Here is a 17,531-nt window from a genome sequence, read left to right on the forward strand (position 1 = left end):
AGGTGAAATACTTGTACGGAAATAATGATAAAATTAAAGATGTTGCGTGGGAAAGTGTAGAAGGTAGACAGTGTGGTGAAATAAAATTCAGAAAACAAAAAAGTAGAATAAAGGTAATTTTAAAATTTATAGCGTTTGTATTGATTGCAGCTATATCAGGAGCAATATCGTCACTATACATAGTAAATAGGAAATACTCTGAAATTAGTAAGATTAATGAAAATAATTTGAATAATAAAAATACTATCTCTAATATAGAAACTGAAATTCCAAGTAATACAATAGGTAGAGTAGCGGAAATGGTAGGACCAGCGGTAGTAGGGATAACTAGTAGTACAAGAGATACTTTAAATGTTGAAAGTAAAAGTACGGGTTCAGGTATAATATTTGACCCTAATGGATATATAGTAACTAATTACCATGTAATTGACGGTGCTGATCAGATTAATGTTAAATTGGCTAATTCAGGAAAGTCATTAAACGCTAAGTATATTGGCTTTGATGCTACTTCAGATTTAGCGATAATAAAAATAGAGGCAAAAAACTTACCTACAGCAAAATTCGGAGATTCCTCTAAAGTTAGGGTGGGAGATGTTGCTATAGCTATTGGAAATCCAATAGGAGAAGAATTTGCTGGTTCTGTTACAGCAGGTATAATTAGTGCTTTGAATAGAAAAATCCAGTACGGTGGTTCAGTATATAAGGTGCTTCAAACAGACGCAGCTATAAATCCAGGAAATAGTGGGGGAGCTCTTTGTAATGCAATGGGAGAAGTTATAGGTATAAATAGTTTGAAATTAGGAGGATCTATTCAGCAAAACATAGAAGGCATAGGATTTGCTATAGCCATTAATGAAGCTAATCACATAGTAGAACAAATAATGAAATATGGAAGAGTTGCAAGACCACGTATTGGAATATACGGGAAAGATGCAGTGTCAGAAGAAAATAAAAACATCAAAGGAGTATATGTTCAAGAAGTTGTTAAGAACAGTGGTGCAGCAGCTGCTGGAATTAGACCAACGGATATAATAATAGAGTTAGATGGGAAAAAAATAACCGGTTTTCAAGAATTGTTAGCTATTATAGAAAAGCATAAAATAGGAGATATAGTAAAGTGTAAGATTTGGAGAAATGGAAATACTATAAATGTAACAATAACTCTTTCTGATATTGTTGAAGATAAATAAAAGAGTTGTTGCAACACTAAACCCATGAGGTTTTTCTCATGGGTTTAGTGTTATTGATTGCTTTATTAAATTTTATTTTTAATGTATTATAGTTAAGTGAACTAATGTTAATGTATTTGGAGGTAAACAAAATGTTTTTAATAGTAGGGCTGGGAAATCCGGGAAAAGAATACGAGCATACAAGACATAATGTAGGTTTTGATATTGTAGAATTAATTGGTGATAAGCATAATATTGATATAAATAGGAAAAAATTTAAAGGAATATATGGTGATGGAAGAATAGCTGGAGAGAGAGTTTTATTATTAAAACCAACTACATACATGAATTTAAGTGGAGAGAGTATAAAAGAAGTTCTTAACTTTTATAAAATTCCTAATGATAATATCATAGTTTTGTATGATGATATAAGTATAGAAGTGGGTAGACTTAGAATTAGGCAAAAAGGCAGTGCTGGAGGTCATAATGGAATTAAAAGCATTATTGCTCACTTAGGCAGTGATGTTTTTCCAAGAGTTAAAATTGGAGTAGGACAGCCTTCGAGAGAAAATTTAGTTTCTCATGTTTTAGGCAAATTTTCAAAGGATGAAAGAGCAATGTTAGAAGATGTTTTTGAAATAGCAGCAAAATCAGTTGAAGCCATTATAGAAGGTGGGGTCACTGAATCTATGAATAAATTTAATGGTTTCAAAGCAGAGTAATATGAGAGGTGTATACATATGAGATTAAAGGGCATTATGAATCCTTTATTAGATAATAGTGCATTTAAAAGAGTGATAAATGGAATAAATAAAAACAAATTTCCAATAGAGATTTTGGGAATTTCTGATTCAGCCAGAAGTTATTTTATAAATAGTATATATGAAGAACAAAACGAGTCAATTTTTATTTTTACTAATAACGATGTAGAAGCTAAAAATTTATATGAAGATTTATCTTTTTACATACCGGATGTATATTATTTTCCTACAAAAGAAGTAGTTTTTTATAATGTCTATGCTATTTCTGGAGATTTAAGATGGGAAAGACTTAAGATTATTAGAGAAATGTTAAAAAAAGAGAGAAAAGTAATAGTTACGTCTATAGAAGCTTTGGCATCTAACTATATTTCGCCACAACTGTATAGAGAGTATACTTTGAATTTTGCAGGAGGAGATGTAGTAGATTTAGAAAAATTAGGAGAAAAACTAATTCAAAGTGGATATGAAAGAGTGAATATTGTAGAGGGAAAAGGCGAATTCGCCATAAGGGGCGGAATAATAGATGTTTATTCTCCGATAGATCCAATTGCATACAGAATTGAACTTTTGGGTGATGAAGTAGATTCTATAAGAAGTTTTAATACAGAATCACAGAGAAGTATAGAAAAACTTAAAAGTATAGAGATTTTCCCGGCAAAAGAAATGATTCTTACTAAAGAAAGTATAGATAGAGGATATAACAATATACAAAAAGATTTAGAGATAGCAAAAGGAAATTTAAAACATGATAAAGAAGCAATGGAACGTTTAGAAACTACTATTTCATCAAATTTAGAGCTATTAATGGAGAACTGGAATTTTGAGACTATAGATAGTTTTTTACCATATTTCTATGAAAAGCCTTCTTCTTTATTTGATTATATACAGAATGCATTTGTAATTGTTACGGATGTGCAAAGATGTACAGGAAAACTAGACAGTGTTTATTTTGAATTTGAAGAGAACTACAAAGATTTTCTTCAAAGAGGAAATATACTTATGAGACAATCAGAATTACTGATAAATAAGAATAACGTATATGAAGAGCTACAAGAACAAAAAATTATTACTATGGATATTATTGATAAACACAATGAAATCTTTAATCCAAAGCTTCAAGAAAGTTTTTCACAAATAAGTCTCAACAGTTATGGAGGAAAATTAGAGTTACTTATTGATGATATTAGAGAAAAAAAAGCTAAAGGATATAAGACAATAATTCTTTCTGGAACTAGACCCAGAGGTGAAAGATTAGTAGAAACGCTTAGAGATAGAGATATTGAGAGTGTTTATAAAGACGTTATAGATGACATTCAATTTGGTGAAGTAGTTATAACCTTTGGAAATCAGCTTAAGGGATTTGAATACCCAGAATTGAAACTTTGTGTAATATCAGATAAAGAGGTTTTTGGAAAATCTAAGCGTAAAAGTACTAGAGTTAATAAAAAAGGTGTAGGTAAAATAAAGAGCTTTACTGAGTTAAAACCTGGAGACTATGTTGTTCATACGAACCATGGTATTGGTGTGTATAAAGGAATAAATCAACTGGAGGTTCAAGGGCATAAAAAGGACTATTTAGAGCTTAGCTACACTTCAGGAGACAAGTTGTTTGTACCTGTTGATCAATTAGATTTAGTGCAAAAATATATTGGTAGTGAAGGTAAAGAGCCTAAGGTAAGTAAGCTTGGTGGAAATGAATGGGTTAAGGCTAAAAATAAAGTTAGGAAGGCAATAAATGAAATAGCAGAAGATTTGGTTAAACTTTATGCAGTTAGAGCTACGTTGAAAGGGTATAAATTTTCTAAGGATACTGTATGGCAGAAACAATTTGAAGATGAATTTCCATATCAAGAGACCGCTGATCAGCTTTCTGCGATTGAAGAAATTAAAAGCGATATGGAATCTAACAAAGCTATGGACAGGTTACTTTGTGGAGATGTGGGATATGGAAAAACAGAAGTTGCAATTAGAGCTGCATTCAAGTCTGTAATGGATGGAAAGCAGGTGGCTATTTTAGTGCCAACTACCATACTTGCAGAACAGCATTACAATAATTTCGTACAAAGATTTTCAGATTTTCCTGTAAAGATTGATATGGTCAGCAGATTTAGAACTCCTGCACAGCAAAGATCAACTTTAAAAGAGGTTAAGGCAGGTAATATAGATATACTTATAGGGACACATAGAATTCTTCAAAAAGATGTACAATTTAAAGAGTTAGGATTACTTATTGTAGATGAAGAGCAGCGTTTTGGAGTTACTCATAAAGAAAAAATTAAAAATTTCAAAAAAAATGTTGATGTGTTGACATTAACGGCTACTCCTATTCCAAGAACCCTTCATATGTCTCTTACTGGCATAAGAGACATAAGTGTTATTGAAACTCCTCCTGAGGAAAGGTATCCTGTTCAGACTTATGTTGTAGAGTATAATGAGCAACTTATTTCTGATGCTATAATGAGAGAGATAAATAGAGGAGGACAGGTTTATTTTGTATATAACAGAGTAGGAACAATAAAGGAAATGGCTGCTTACATTGCAAAATTAATGCCAGATGCTAGGGTGGCTATTGCTCATGGTCAGATGCCTGAAAGAGAGTTAGAAAAAGTAATGATTGATTTCATGAAAAAAGAATTTGATATATTGGTTTGCACTACAATTATAGAAACTGGTCTGGATATTCAAAATGCTAACACTATGATAATATACGATGCAGATAAATTTGGTCTTTCTCAGCTATATCAACTTCGTGGAAGAGTAGGAAGAACTAACAGAATGGCATATGCTTATTTAACATATAGGAAAGATAAAGTGTTAACAGAAGTAGCTGAAAAGAGATTGAAAGCCATTAAAGATTTTACAGAACTAGGCTCTGGTTTTAAGATTGCAATGAGAGATTTGGAAATAAGAGGTGCTGGAAATATTATTGGCTCAGCGCAGCATGGACATATGGCTTCAGTAGGATATGATTTGTACTGTAGAATGTTAGAAGATACTATAAAAGTGGTTAAAGGAGAAATTGACAAAGAGCCTTTTGAAACTGTTGTTGAATTAAAGGTAGATGCATATATTCCAAGTAGTTACATAAAGGATGAAGTTCAAAAAATTGAAGTATACAAGAAAATAGCAAGTATTGATTCAAAGGAGAGTATGATTGATATACAAGAGGAATTAGAAGATAGATTCTCTGATATACAGCCATCAGTACAAAATCTTATAGATATTGCTTATGTAAAGAGTGCTGCAAATAAAATTGGAATTGAGGAAATAAAAGAAAAGGGCAATGAGGTTGTAATCAAATTTGAAAGTAAAAAATGGATGACAGATTTATTAATTAAAGGAATAATGAAAAAATATAATCGAAAGATTATATTTAAGATTGGCAATGAGCCAGTTTTAGGATATGGATTAAAAGGTGTAAAGAAAGAAGAGTTGCTTCACATTTTAAGAGAATTGGTAGAATATATTCAAAGTATAGTTGAAACAAAGTAATTTTGTGATAAAATGGATTTATGGCAAAATAAATACATGAAAAGTGAGGGAGTAATAGTGAAAAATATAAAGAAATTAGTTGCAGCAATTGCAATAAGTATGTTTGCTGTTTCAGCGGTTGGATGCAAGATGATAGAAAAAACTCCAGAAGCTATAGCTAAAACAACAGTAGCTAAGGTTGGAGATAAAAAGATAACAAGAGGGGAATTGGATAAAAACCCTCAAATGGTTTTTGTTGGTAAGCAATTGGAACAACAATATGGAGAAAAATATACTGAAAATCCACAAGCTAAAGAAGCGTTAAAAGAACAAAAAAAGCAAATATTAGATCAAATGACGATGGAAGAAGCACTGATGCAAGAAGCTGAAAAATTAAAGTTAATACCTAAAGAAGAAGAGCTTAAGAAGGAAGTAGATAAAAAAATTGCGGACTACAGAAAAGAGCAAAAATTAGAAGATGATAAAAAATATGAAGAAATGTTAAAGAATAACGGATTAACAAAAGAAAGCTTGAAGGATATATTTGGAAAAAATATTATTATAGAAAAACTTCATGATGAGCTTATGAAGTCTGTGAAAGTTGAAGAAAAAGATATTCAAGATTATTACAATAAATTTAAAGACAGATACCCTGTTAAAGCAGAAGACCCTACAAAGATACACATAGCACATATTTTAGTGCCTATATCAGAGGAGAAAGCTGAGGAAAAAGCTAAAGAAATTAAAGCTAAGCTTGACAAAGGAGAAGATTTTGCAAAGCTGGCAAAAGAATATGGAACAGATGGTACTAAAGATAAGGGTGGAGATTTAGGAACAGTTCCTGTTGTTAATTCAGGCTTTGATGAGGATTTTATGAATGGTGCTATGCAGCTTAAAAATGGAGAAATATCAGCACCAGTTAAAACTCAATTTGGATATCATATAATTAAAATGATAAAAAGAGAAGAAAAACCTGTAAAACCTTTAACTCAAATCAAAGATCAAATAAAAAATGATTTATTAGAAAAGAAGAAAAATGATTTATGGTCTGATAAATTAAAAGAAATAAAAGATAAGGCAAAAATTAAAATATATGAAGAAGAACTAGTTTAATTTTCAAAAAAAAGATGATACCTAATGTATCATCTTTTTTTAGTATTAAAATTAAAGCTATACATTTGTGTATAAAATTGCATATTTCGATGGATAATAATATTGAAAAAGATTTTCGCTAATTAAGGAGGTAAATTTTGATGAAAGCAACAGGTATTGTTAGACGTATAGACGATTTAGGAAGAGTAGTAATACCAAAAGAAATAAGAAGAACATTAAGAATCAGAGAAGGAGATCCTTTAGAAATATTTACTGATAGAGAAGGCGGGGTAATACTTAAAAAATATTCACCAATAGAAGAATTAAGTAATTTTTCTAAGGAATATGCTGAAGCATTACAAGTGACAGTTGGACATATAGTACTTATTTGTGATAAAGATAATATAATATCTGTTAGTGGTTCTACAAAAAAAGAGTACATGGATAAGAAAGTAAGTGCAGAAATTGAGCAAGTAATGGAAGAAAGAAGAGGAGTTAACTTAGGTGAAGGAGCCGATAAAGTTATTCCTTTAATAGATGACGAGGATGTAGAAGGAAAATATTCTGCACAAGTTATTTATCCAATAATAGCTGAAGGAGATGCTATAGGTGCTATAATTTTAGCGGCTAAAGACGAGGGCATTAATTTTGGGGAAGTTGAAATGAAATTGGCAGAAACAGCAGCTTCTTTCTTAGGAAAACAAATGGAATAACAAATGGCAGCTTGTCTGCCATTTGTTTTTGAGTAATAATATCTCTACTTTTTAAATATTTATATTTAAAAAGCAATTTTGGAGGTATTATTTTGAAAAAACATTCATTAATAAAAGGAACTTTTATTTTAGGTTTTGCAGGTATGCTTGCTAAAGCTTTAGGAATGCTTTTTAGAATTCCATTGACTATTTTAATAGGAGATGAGGGGTTAGGATACTATCAAATGGCATATCCTTTATATATGCTGTTTATTGCAGGAGCCTCAGGAGTACCACTTGCTATGTCTAAGATGATATCTGAAAAAAATGCGCAAGGTGATGAAACAGGTGTGTTGCAAGTTTTAAAGGAAGCCCTTCTTTTGATGAGTATATTTGGGACAGTCATAACTTTAGTCATGTTTTTACTGTCTAATCAATTCATAAAGCTTTTCAGATGGGATAAAAACTCTTACTATTCATTAATAGCACTTGCTGCAGCACCTGTTTTTATCGCCATAATGAACGTATTTAGAGGTTTCTTTCAAGGACTTCAAAATATGACTCCTACAGCTACTTCTCAAGTTTTAGAACAGATTGCCAGGGTGGTAGTTGGAATTGGACTTGCTGTTATGTTACTTCCTAAGGGAATTGAATATGCAGCAGGAGGAGCTACATTAGGTGCAGCAGCGGGCGGTATTTTGGGTGGAATGTATTTGGTGAGTAAATATAGAAAAACAAGAAAGCAAATTAGTGTTGGTAAAGTTGAATATAACCATGATATTATGGACACTTTACTCAGATTATCTGTGCCTATTTCTTTAGGAGCATGTGTTGGTACTATAATGAATGTTATAGATTCAATAATGGTTCCTCAAATGCTTTTAAAGGCTGGATACACATCAAAAGGAGCAGCTATATTATATGGACAACTCACTGGGAAAGCAGCAGTACTTGTTAATGTACCATTAACTTTATCGGGGGCTTTATGTGCTACCATTGTTCCTATAATTTCTGAGGCATATTTATTAAAGGATAAAGTCAAACTGCATAAAAATATTGTCTCCGCTATAAAAATATCCTTAATTGTAGCATTGCCATCTCTTTGCGGATTATATTTTCTGCCATATCCAATATTGAATTTGATTTTTAGAGGTAGAGTATCAGGGTATGAAATATTAAAGTATTCCTCTATATCTATTCCTTTTATAATATTAGCTCAAACTACTACGATTATTTTACAAGCTACTACTTCAAAAAAACGTCCTATTATAAATTTACTTATGGGATGTATTGTTAAAATAATTGTAACGGGTGTTTTGGTACCTATTCCTAAAATAAATATTTATGGTGCTATTCTTGGAACATTTATGGCCTATGCGACAGCATTTTTGTTAAATATTAGATTGGTGAAGAAAAGTTTAGGAGTTAAAATTGATTTATACCAGAGTTTAATAAGACCAGCTTATGCTTCAATTATAATGATTTTAGTTGTGGTATTCATATATGTTAAGATCTACAATCACACAATTAATAATTCAATTTCTTGTTTAATAGCTGTATTTATAGGTATAATAGTGTATATAATTCTTATTTTAGCATTTAAGGTAATGAATATTAAAGAATTAATAGAAAAAAGGAGTAGTAGTGAATGATTAGAATTGTTGGATTAGGACCTGGTAGTAAAGAAGCTCTTACTATTGGTGCGTTAGAGGCATTAAAAAGTAGTAGTAATATTTATTTTAGAACGGAAAAGCATCCTAATATTGAATATTTAAAGAGCTTAGGAATAAAATTTAAAGCTTATGATTATGTTTATGAAAATGCAAAAAATTTCGATGAAGTATATGAATTTATTGCTAGAAATCTATTGGATAACTATAAAGAAAGCAAGGAACTTGTTTATGCTGTACCTGGAAACCCTTTTAAGGGAGAAAAATCCGTGGAAATTTTAGTTAGTCTTTGTGAAAGGGAGAATATCGAAGTAGAGATACTTCCAGCTGTTAGTTTTGTGGATGCTATGGTTGAAAGTCTGAAGATAGATCCTTTTGATGGATTAAAAATAATAGATTCTTTTGATATCAAAAACCAAATTTTAGATAAAAGAGTTGGGATAATAGTAGCTCAGGTTTATAATAGATTTATAGCTTCAGAGGTTAAATTAGCATTATTTGAATATTATAAAGATGAAACGGAAATATATTTTGTAAGAGCAGCTGGTGTTAAAGGTCTTGAGAGTATAAGGAAAATAAAATTATATGAGCTGGATAGGCAAGAAGACATAGATCATTTAACATCTATATATATACCTAAGGGTTCGGAATCAACAAAAGATTTTCATGACTTGCTGGACATAATGGATACTTTGAGAGGGGAAGAAGGGTGTCCCTGGGATAGAGAACAAACACATGAATCCCTAAAGAGATATTTAATAGAAGAATGTTATGAAGTTTTAGAAGCTATTGAAGAACAAGATGAAGACAAACTTATAGAAGAATTAGGTGATGTTTTGCTTCAAGTGGTTTTTCATGCACAAATAGGAAAAGAAGAAGGGTATTTTAATATAAATGATGTAATTACAGCAATATCAAACAAACTCACTGACAGACATCCTCATGTATTTGGAGAGATTAAAGTTAATAGCTCTGAGGAAGTTCTAGTTAATTGGGATGAAATAAAGAAAAAAGAAAAAGGGTTTGAGAAATATACTGATGAATTGAAGCATGTTGCTAAAAATCTGCCAGCTTTAATAAGAGCGGAAAAGGTTCAAGACAAAGCTGCTAAAGTAGGTTTTGATTGGGATGATATTAGACCAGCAATGGATAAGGTAATTGAAGAATTAAATGAAATAAAGCAGGTATATAAATCCCAAAACAAGGAAAAAATAATAGGGGAAATAGGAGATTTGATATTTAGTGCAGTAAATATAGCAAGAATGCTTGACATTGACCCTGAGCTTGCATTAAATTATACTATAGATAAGTTTATTAAAAGGTTTGAGTACATAGAAGAATCTAGTTTAAATATGGGCAAGAAACTTAAGGAAATGTCTTTAGAAGAAATGGATGAACTATGGGAAGAATCAAAAACAAAGTAATTCTTTAGCTTTTAATTAAAAGTTTCTATAAAAAAAGGATTTTTAATTTAAATGAAGAATAAACTTTATATCATTTTATGATTATATTATTAAGGAGGTAACAAAAGTGAATAAAGCAGAATTAATAACAAGCATGGCGGAAAAAAGCCAATTAACTAAGAAAGATGCAGAGGTAGCTTTAAAAGCATTTATAGAAAGTGTTGAAGAAGCTTTAGGTAAAGGAGAAAAAGTTCAATTAGTTGGATTTGGTACTTTCGAAACTCGTGAAAGAGCAGAAAGAAAAGGAAGAAACCCAAGAACTAAAGAAGAAATAACAATACCAGCTTCAACAGTTCCAGTATTTAAAGCTGGTAAAGAGTTCAAAGACATAGTTAATAAATAATTTAAAATAAAAAACCTGGGTGTGAATCTAGGTTTTTTATTTTTATAATAAAATTATTGGGGGAATATTATGAGATTAGATAAGTATCTTAAAGTTTCAAGAATAATAAAAAGAAGAACTGTAGCAAAAGAAGCATGTGAAAGTGGTAGAGTATATATAAATAATAAAGTGGCTAAACCTAGCACAGAAGTAGATGAAAATGACATAATAGAAGTTAAATTCGCAAATAGTTCATTGAAAGCAAAGGTTGTTAATATATCACAACATGTATCTAAAGCAGATGCAAAACTTATGTATGAAATAATATCTGGTGAAGAAGAAGAAAATTTATAAGTTAGTTTATTAAAGTAAATATTTTTATTGGTAAAGGAGATTATCAAATACTCTTCTCCTTATATAGTGAATATTCGTCAGTAGTCTGGCATATATATTTACAGATAAGGAGGGGAGTTTATGGAAGTTAAGAAAGAAAATATAGAAAATAAAAAGAGTAATTTGACTCTTGAAAATAGAAAAAAATTAGTTTTATCAGGAGTAGTTGAGGTAATATCTTTTGATGATAGATCAATAATTTTAGATACAACTCTGGGTACTTTAACTGTTAGGGGTCAAGATTTGAAAATGAATAAATTAGATGTACAAAATGGTGATATTGTAATATTAGGTCAGGTAAACTCCTGTATATATACTACAACTGAAAGTAAAAAAGATAAAGAAAGTATTATAGCTAGGCTATTTAGGTAGAGTTTATGATTATACCTATAAATGCTCAAGTTAATTTAATAATCTATAGTATACTTGCAGGAATATTAACGGGATTGTTATTTGATATATATAGGCTTATTAGAGGTTTTGAAAATCCAAATGTAATTATAACTTTTATAGAGGATATATTATTTTGGTTTTTTACAGGTATATTGGTTTTTGTTTTTTTACTTTATAACAGTTATTTATATATGGGGGGATACTTATATATATATATTGCAATGGGATTGTATATCTATTTAAAGTTCGCAAGTAAATATTTTTTAAAAATCCAATATAAACTCATAAAAATGTTATCTAAGGCTTTTCGAATCATAAAAAATTTAATTATTTATCCCTTTGAATTAGTAATTTATAAGATTATTAATAAAAATAAATAAAAATTGCTTGAATAAAACACAAAACAAAACTAAAATATATGTATGAGTTAAATATTAAACTTTTAGAGGGAATAACTATGAAGAAAAAGTTTAAACTTAAAAGTATAATAACTATTTCAATATTATGTTATGTTTGCTACATACTAGCAAGTCAACAAATGACTATAAAAAATAAAAGACTTCAATTACAGCAGTATAAATCAGAGCTAGAAGAGGTAACAAAAGAACAACAAAGATTGTTAGATGAAACAAAGATGTCTAAGACTTATAGATATGTGGAAAAATTGGCAAGAGAAAGGCTAGGGTTTATTAAACAAGGTGAAAGTGCAGTGATTCAGAAAGAGAAATAGAACTTAATATTCTATAGATAATTTAATTTTATTATATAAACATATCAAGGAGGAATTTTAGTAACATGGCCTTAAAATTAGGAAGTATTTTAGAAGGTACTGTAGTTAATATTACGAAATTTGGAGCATTTGTAGAAGTGGAGGGGAAGACAGGGTTAGTACACATATCTGAAGTTGCAGACACATATGTAAAAGACATAAGTGTTCATTTAAAGGAGCAAGACAAAGTTAAGGTTAAAGTAATTTCTGTAGATGATAGTGGAAGATTGAGCTTATCAATAAAGCAAGCTATGATAAAGAAAAAATCATCAAAACCTATAGAAATTGATTGGAATAAAGAAAAACCTAAAGCAGCTAATAATAACTTTGAAGATGCAATAACAAAATTTTTAAAAGATAGTGAAGAAAGATTCCAAGATTTAAAGAAGCATCAAAATGTAAAAGGAAATAAGTATACTAAAAAAAGCTAATTAAGTAAGTAAAGGGACTAGAAATAGTCCTTTTAAAATTTCTAAAAAAAGTTTTAAAAAAGTGTTGACATATAAAAAGTATTGAGATATAATAATTTATGTCGCTGAGGTGAACAGCGCAAACAAAAAAAAAGTAACGCGCCGGAGTGGCGAAATCGGCAGACGCACAGGACTTAAAATCCTGCGGAGCTAACACTCCGTACCGGTTCAAGTCCGGTCTCCGGCACCAATTATCGCGGGGTGGAGCAGTTGGCAGCTCGTCGGGCTCATAACCCGAAGGTCGTAGGTTCAAGTCCTGCCCCCGCAACCATTTTAAAATAATGTGGCGGAATAGCTCAGCTGGCTAGAGCATTCGGTTCATACCCGGAGTGTCGTAGGTTCAAGTCCTATTTCCGCTACCATATTTAAAAATTAAATAATTATTTTGTTGAATTATCATTTAACACGCCGGAGTGGCGAAATCGGCAGACGCACAGGACTTAAAATCCTGCGGAGCTAACACTCCGTACCGGTTCAAGTCCGGTCTCCGGCACCAATTATCGCGGAGTGGAGCAGTTGGTAGCTCGTCGGGCTCATAACCCGAAGGTCGTAGGTTCAAGTCCTGCCTCCGCAACCATTTGTTTTTTGAAGCATGGCGGAATAGCTCAGCTGGCTAGAGCATTCGGTTCATACCCGGAGTGTCGTAGGTTCAAGTCCTATTTCCGCTACCAATAAGAAACCCACAAGTTATCTTGTGGGTTTTTGTTTTATAATTTTTTGGAGTTTATAAAAAGTAGATACTGTGTATTTGCATATCTTTTATTCACAGATACCTTTTGGTTGAAGATAAAGGCTAGAAAAAAATCATTAATGGTAATAATTTACAAAAAAATAAAATTAAATGTCTTACGAAAAAATAAGGTCTGTCTCAGTAAATGACATTTATTTCCAGTGAACTTTGTTATAATTATTAATAATATCAGAGAGTTTAGGGGGGGATAAAATGCAATACGGAGCAGAAATATTTCCTTATAAAAGATCTAAAAAGGATCGTAAAGATAAAAAATATAAAAAAAGTATAGTGGTTATTGGAGGACCAAGGGCGATACTTTATTTTATAGTTTCTTTACTAATAAGTAGAGTGCTATTATTGAATATAGAAAATTCAATGGCACCTTTCGGCATGGCATTTTTGATAGCTATGTCTTTGTATAAGGAAGAAAATTATTTTATTTGTACAGCATGTGGAACTTTAGTGGGTTATATTTCAATACATAATAAGCTTAATAATTTACCAGGATGTTTAATGATTATAGGAACTATTGTAATTTCGGCTTATATGTTAGAAGATAAGGCAAAGAAGATAAGGCTATCAGTAATTTTCGGTACTATATTTGCTGAATTAATAGTTAGCGAGTTTTTGATAAGAGGTTTGAGTTTTAAAGTAGCTTTTTTAACTGCTTTTCTTCAAATAATTTGTATTATTCCATTATATTTTATTCTTGAACGTTCTATAATATGCTTAAAAAAATTTCGCACAAAACATTTATTTAGCAGTGAAGAAATTATAAGTATGACTATTATATTTTCATTGATTATATCTGGAACATGGGGAGTGAATATACTGGGAATTTCTTTGACAAATATTTTAGCCTTAACATTTATTTTAATACTTAGTTATATAAATGGAAGCACAGTAGGTGCTGCTGCTGGAATTGCTATAGGCACTATTATAGGTATTTCCACTGATAATTTACTTGTGTATATAAGTGTGTTTGGCTTATGTGGCTTTATAGGTGGAATTTTTAGAGATATTGGAAAATGGATTACAGAATTTGCGTATATTATAACCTTCTTAATTTTAATGCTGTATTCTAATATAGGGGTAGAGTTTAAATTTGTTGAGGTTTTGATAGCGTCGGGAATTTTTTTAGTTATACCAAATAAGATGTATAACAAAATAAACTTAGAATTAGATTGGGAGAAAAAACAAGAATATTTGAATAAAAATAATATTAATAATGTTAAAAGGTTACTTTTAAATAGATTAGATAATTTTTCAGAGGTTTTATATAGTATTTCAGATACTCTCAGCAATTTAGCGGATAATGATAAATTAGTAATGAAAAACAAGAGCAGTGCATTAATAGAGAAACTTGCAGATCGGGTTTGCAGCAATTGCAATATGAATGATACTTGTTGGAAGAAAGAGGCTTACTATACTTATGCAGCTTTTGAAGAGCTTATACAAAATTGTGAAGAAGGTAAAAGAAATATACTACCTAAAGAAATAGAAAAAAAATGCCTTAAAATGGGCACTCTATTAAAAAACGGAAGAGATATAGTTAATAATCATGTAATTAAAGAAATGTGGAGAAAAAGTTTGAGTGAAGGTAGAGAAATTTTATCGGAGCAGATAGACAGTATGGCTGATTCTTTAAATGAAGTAATTAAAGAATTTAATTCTGACATAAAGATTGTAAACGATGTAGAGAAAAAGCTTAGAAAAACATTGGATAACAAGGAAATTAAGTTTAATGATATTTTTTGTTTTGAAGATAGAAATGAGAGACTCGTAATAAAAATGTATTTAAATTCTTGTGGTGGCTCTCAGTTATGTATAAAAAGTATACTTCCATTAATAAATGAACTTACGGATAAATTTATGTGTGTCAGTGATGACGGTTGTGCTATAAATCCTGAAAATGGTGAGTGTACTGTTACTTTTGAGGAAACACCAAAATTTTATGTAGCTTCGTATGCTGGAAGAGAATGTAAGCATGGAGAGAAATACAGTGGAGATAGTTATAGTTTTGGTAAGACTGCAGAAGGAAGCTATATATCTGTTGTAAGTGATGGGATGGGGTCAGGTCCACAGGCTGGTAGGGAGAGTAAAGCTGCAGTTGAAATGATTGAAAAATTTACAAATGCAGGATTAACTAATATTACAGCAATTAATACAGTCAATACTATAATGAGTCTGAAATTTTCTGAGGATGAGAAATTTTCAACACTGGATTTGTGTAATCTGGATTTATATTCTGGAGATATAAGTTTTATGAAAATTGGAGCCGTAGCAAGTTTTATAAAGTCTGGGGATAGGGTTGAAGTAATAAAATCTAGAAGTCTACCAATAGGAGTACTGGATAAAGTAGATGTTGAAGTGGTTAATAAAAAAGTAAAAAATGGTGATATTATTGTTATGTTAAGTGATGGAATATTAGATTATGATACTAATAATGCGGGAAAGGTTGAATGGGTAGTGGAGTATTTGGAGAAAAATAATATTAATAATCCCAAAGAGTTAGTTGATGGTCTTATTAAGACAGCCAAAGAGTTAAGTGGAGGAAAGGTAAAGGATGATATGACAGCGATAGTTTCTAAAGTTTATAATTTATATTAGATAATATATTGTTTGTATTAATATAGTAGAGAATGTTAAATTGTTTAATTTTCATTCTCTACTATTATTTTATACTAAATAATATTTTCTATGATATAATAAAATAATGTTAAAAGCTATGTCTGGGAGTGTTAAAAGTGATAGATAAAGTTATAGGCTATATACGAGATAACAAAATGTTTAATAAAGGTGATAAGGTTGTAGTAGGTGTTTCAGGAGGACCAGATTCTATTTGTCTTGTACATGTTTTACATGTTTTACAGGATAAATTAGGTATTGATTTAGTAGCAGCACATATAAATCACTGTTTAAGGGGAGAAGAAGCTGACAAAGATGAAGAGTATGTTAAAAAATTTTGCCAAAACATAGGTATAGAATGCTTTGTTAAGAAGATTGATGTACATAAAGTATCGATAGAAAAAGGTATTTCCTGTGAAACAGCTGGAAGAGAAGTTAGATATGAGTTCTTTAAAGAGGTTTTAGAAAAAATAAATGGCCAAAAAATTGCTGTTGCACATAATGCCAATGATCAGGCGGAGACAGTTCTCATGAGGATAATGCGAGGTTCGGGACTAGAAGGCTTGGTTGGAATTAGGGCTGTGAGAGAGGGTATTTATGTAAGACCCATATTACATATAAATAGGAAAGAAATAGAGGGATATTGTGAAAGTAATAAGTTAAATCCTAGAATTGATAAAACTAATCTAGAGAACATATTTACAAGAAATAAAATACGATTAGAATTGATTCCGTACATAGAAAACAATTTTAATAAGGATATAATTGATGGAATAAATAGATTAGCGGATACAATAAGAAAGGATAATGATTACATAAATTTTATTGCAGGGGAGTTATATAGAAAATATTGTAAAAACAATAAAGGTGAGGTTATAATATATAAGGATGCCTTTAAAGAGGATGAGGCTATTCTGACGAGGATAATAAGAATGGCTTTTAAGACACTTAAAGGGGATTTACGTAATTTTGAAAGAGTTCATGTTTATGATATTATAAATATTCAAAGACATTCTACTGGTAAGATAATTATGCTTCCTAACAATATAGAAGTATTAAATAACTATGGAGATGTACATATATATGTTAAGAAGGATAAGAAAGTGAGCAGTAAGGAAGAGCATAGTCTAATTGTGGATTGTGAGAATAATTTAAAGGAAATTGGGTTAAAGGTAAACTTAAAATTAATAAAAGATAATATTCCTAAAGATTTTAAAAAAAATAATTTAATTAAATATTTTGATTATGATAAAATGAATGGAGATATAAAATTAAGACATAGGAGAAATGCAGACAAATTCACCCCATTAGGAATGAAAGGAAGTAAAAAATTAAAAGATTTATTTATAGATTTAAAAATTCCCCAAAATGAAAGAGACAGTATACCTCTTATATGTTTTGGAGAAGAAATAGCTTGGGTAGTTGGATACAGAGTAAGTAATAAATTTAAGACTGATGAAAATACCCAAAATATATTACAAATTAAAATCGAAAGAGAGGAATAA

15 protein-coding genes and 6 tRNA genes are annotated in these 17,531 nt (G+C 30.4%); all 21 read left to right on the top strand.

The annotated features are described in order from the left end of the window. Positions 1-11 precede the first annotated feature (11 nt). The 21 genes from OIO11_RS15570 (at position 12) to tilS (ending at position 17,531) form a co-directional block, all read left to right on the top strand. Positions 12-1,190 carry a S1C family serine protease gene (locus OIO11_RS15570; RefSeq protein ID WP_442781314.1) on the top strand — a complete coding sequence of 393 codons (1,179 nt, stop codon included), beginning with the start codon at positions 12-14 and terminating at the stop codon, positions 1,188-1,190. A gap of 131 nt (positions 1,191-1,321) precedes the next feature. Next, a complete protein-coding gene (gene pth / locus OIO11_RS15575) occupies positions 1,322-1,891 on the top strand; it encodes an aminoacyl-tRNA hydrolase (RefSeq protein WP_268072366.1) in 570 nt (189 codons plus the stop codon). Between the two features lie 18 nt (positions 1,892-1,909). Beyond that, on the top strand, positions 1,910-5,422 hold the full coding sequence (gene mfd, locus OIO11_RS15580) for a transcription-repair coupling factor (RefSeq protein WP_268072367.1): 3,513 nt from the start codon (positions 1,910-1,912) through the stop codon (positions 5,420-5,422). 36 nt (positions 5,423-5,458) lie between these two features. Next, the gene (locus OIO11_RS15585) at positions 5,459-6,514 is read left to right on the top strand and encodes a peptidylprolyl isomerase (protein ID WP_268072368.1); all 1,056 of its coding nucleotides are present in this window, start codon (positions 5,459-5,461) and stop codon (positions 6,512-6,514) included. A gap of 140 nt (positions 6,515-6,654) precedes the next feature. Beyond that, entirely contained in the window at positions 6,655-7,206 is a 552-nt protein-coding gene (spoVT, locus tag OIO11_RS15590; RefSeq protein ID WP_326497943.1) for a stage V sporulation protein T, read from the top strand. Between the two features lie 92 nt (positions 7,207-7,298). Next, positions 7,299-8,837, top strand: a complete 1,539-nt coding sequence (locus OIO11_RS15595; RefSeq protein WP_268072369.1) for a putative polysaccharide biosynthesis protein — start codon at positions 7,299-7,301, stop codon at positions 8,835-8,837. Continuing rightward, positions 8,834-10,279, top strand: a complete 1,446-nt coding sequence (mazG, locus tag OIO11_RS15600) for a nucleoside triphosphate pyrophosphohydrolase (RefSeq protein ID WP_268072370.1) — start codon at positions 8,834-8,836, stop codon at positions 10,277-10,279. The genes OIO11_RS15595 and mazG overlap by 4 nt, the downstream gene beginning before the upstream one ends. A gap of 106 nt (positions 10,280-10,385) precedes the next feature. Next, positions 10,386-10,661, top strand: coding sequence for an HU family DNA-binding protein (locus OIO11_RS15605; protein ID WP_268072371.1), 276 nt, complete (start codon positions 10,386-10,388; stop codon positions 10,659-10,661). Positions 10,662-10,730: 69 nt separating this feature from the next. Further along, positions 10,731-10,994 carry an RNA-binding S4 domain-containing protein gene (locus OIO11_RS15610; RefSeq protein ID WP_268072372.1) on the top strand — a complete coding sequence of 88 codons (264 nt, stop codon included), beginning with the start codon at positions 10,731-10,733 and terminating at the stop codon, positions 10,992-10,994. A 120-nt stretch (positions 10,995-11,114) separates the two neighbouring features. Then, on the top strand, positions 11,115-11,405 hold the full coding sequence (yabP, locus tag OIO11_RS15615) for a sporulation protein YabP (protein WP_268072373.1): 291 nt from the start codon (positions 11,115-11,117) through the stop codon (positions 11,403-11,405). 5 nt (positions 11,406-11,410) lie between these two features. Next, positions 11,411-11,806 carry a spore cortex biosynthesis protein YabQ gene (gene yabQ / locus OIO11_RS15620; protein WP_268072374.1) on the top strand — a complete coding sequence of 132 codons (396 nt, stop codon included), beginning with the start codon at positions 11,411-11,413 and terminating at the stop codon, positions 11,804-11,806. A 77-nt stretch (positions 11,807-11,883) separates the two neighbouring features. Next, positions 11,884-12,156 carry an FtsB family cell division protein gene (locus tag OIO11_RS15625; protein WP_268072375.1) on the top strand — a complete coding sequence of 91 codons (273 nt, stop codon included), beginning with the start codon at positions 11,884-11,886 and terminating at the stop codon, positions 12,154-12,156. A gap of 65 nt (positions 12,157-12,221) precedes the next feature. Beyond that, positions 12,222-12,626 carry a S1 domain-containing RNA-binding protein gene (locus OIO11_RS15630; protein ID WP_268072376.1) on the top strand — a complete coding sequence of 135 codons (405 nt, stop codon included), beginning with the start codon at positions 12,222-12,224 and terminating at the stop codon, positions 12,624-12,626. 140 nt (positions 12,627-12,766) lie between these two features. Next, positions 12,767-12,855: transfer RNA gene (locus OIO11_RS15635), tRNA-Leu, on the top strand. A gap of 5 nt (positions 12,856-12,860) precedes the next feature. Then, positions 12,861-12,936: transfer RNA gene (locus OIO11_RS15640), tRNA-Met, on the top strand. 14 nt (positions 12,937-12,950) lie between these two features. Continuing rightward, a tRNA-Met gene (locus OIO11_RS15645) sits at positions 12,951-13,027 on the top strand. A 45-nt stretch (positions 13,028-13,072) separates the two neighbouring features. Beyond that, positions 13,073-13,161 (top strand) — tRNA-Leu (locus tag OIO11_RS15650). Positions 13,162-13,166: 5 nt separating this feature from the next. After that, a tRNA-Met gene (locus OIO11_RS15655) sits at positions 13,167-13,242 on the top strand. A gap of 17 nt (positions 13,243-13,259) precedes the next feature. Continuing rightward, positions 13,260-13,336, top strand: a tRNA-Met gene (locus OIO11_RS15660). A 272-nt stretch (positions 13,337-13,608) separates the two neighbouring features. After that, positions 13,609-16,008, top strand: coding sequence for a stage II sporulation protein E (gene spoIIE / locus OIO11_RS15665; protein WP_268072377.1), 2,400 nt, complete (start codon positions 13,609-13,611; stop codon positions 16,006-16,008). 137 nt (positions 16,009-16,145) lie between these two features. After that, entirely contained in the window at positions 16,146-17,531 is a 1,386-nt protein-coding gene (gene tilS, locus OIO11_RS15670) for a tRNA lysidine(34) synthetase TilS (RefSeq protein ID WP_268072378.1), read from the top strand.

This window comes from Clostridium sp. ZS2-4, assembly GCF_026719745.1.
Taxonomy (GTDB): domain Bacteria; phylum Bacillota; class Clostridia; order Clostridiales; family Clostridiaceae; genus Clostridium_H.

Bases quoted from the DNA above. Each gene is read 5' to 3' on its own strand.
- mazG (WP_268072370.1), top strand. From the start codon at position 8,834: ATGATTAGAATTGTTGGATTAGGACCTGGTAGTAAAGAAGCTCTTACT.
- OIO11_RS15630 (WP_268072376.1), top strand. From the start codon at position 12,222: ATGGCCTTAAAATTAGGAAGTATTTTAGAAGGTACTGTAGTTAATATT.
- OIO11_RS15585 (WP_268072368.1), top strand. From the start codon at position 5,459: ATGAAAAGTGAGGGAGTAATAGTGAAAAATATAAAGAAATTAGTTGCA.
- pth (WP_268072366.1), top strand. From the start codon at position 1,322: ATGTTTTTAATAGTAGGGCTGGGAAATCCGGGAAAAGAATACGAGCAT.
- OIO11_RS15625 (WP_268072375.1), top strand. From the start codon at position 11,884: ATGAAGAAAAAGTTTAAACTTAAAAGTATAATAACTATTTCAATATTA.
- OIO11_RS15610 (WP_268072372.1), top strand. From the start codon at position 10,731: ATGAGATTAGATAAGTATCTTAAAGTTTCAAGAATAATAAAAAGAAGA.
- yabQ (WP_268072374.1), top strand. From the start codon at position 11,411: ATGATTATACCTATAAATGCTCAAGTTAATTTAATAATCTATAGTATA.
- spoVT (WP_326497943.1), top strand. From the start codon at position 6,655: ATGAAAGCAACAGGTATTGTTAGACGTATAGACGATTTAGGAAGAGTA.
- yabP (WP_268072373.1), top strand. From the start codon at position 11,115: ATGGAAGTTAAGAAAGAAAATATAGAAAATAAAAAGAGTAATTTGACT.
- spoIIE (WP_268072377.1), top strand. From the start codon at position 13,609: ATGCAATACGGAGCAGAAATATTTCCTTATAAAAGATCTAAAAAGGAT.
- mfd (WP_268072367.1), top strand. From the start codon at position 1,910: ATGAGATTAAAGGGCATTATGAATCCTTTATTAGATAATAGTGCATTT.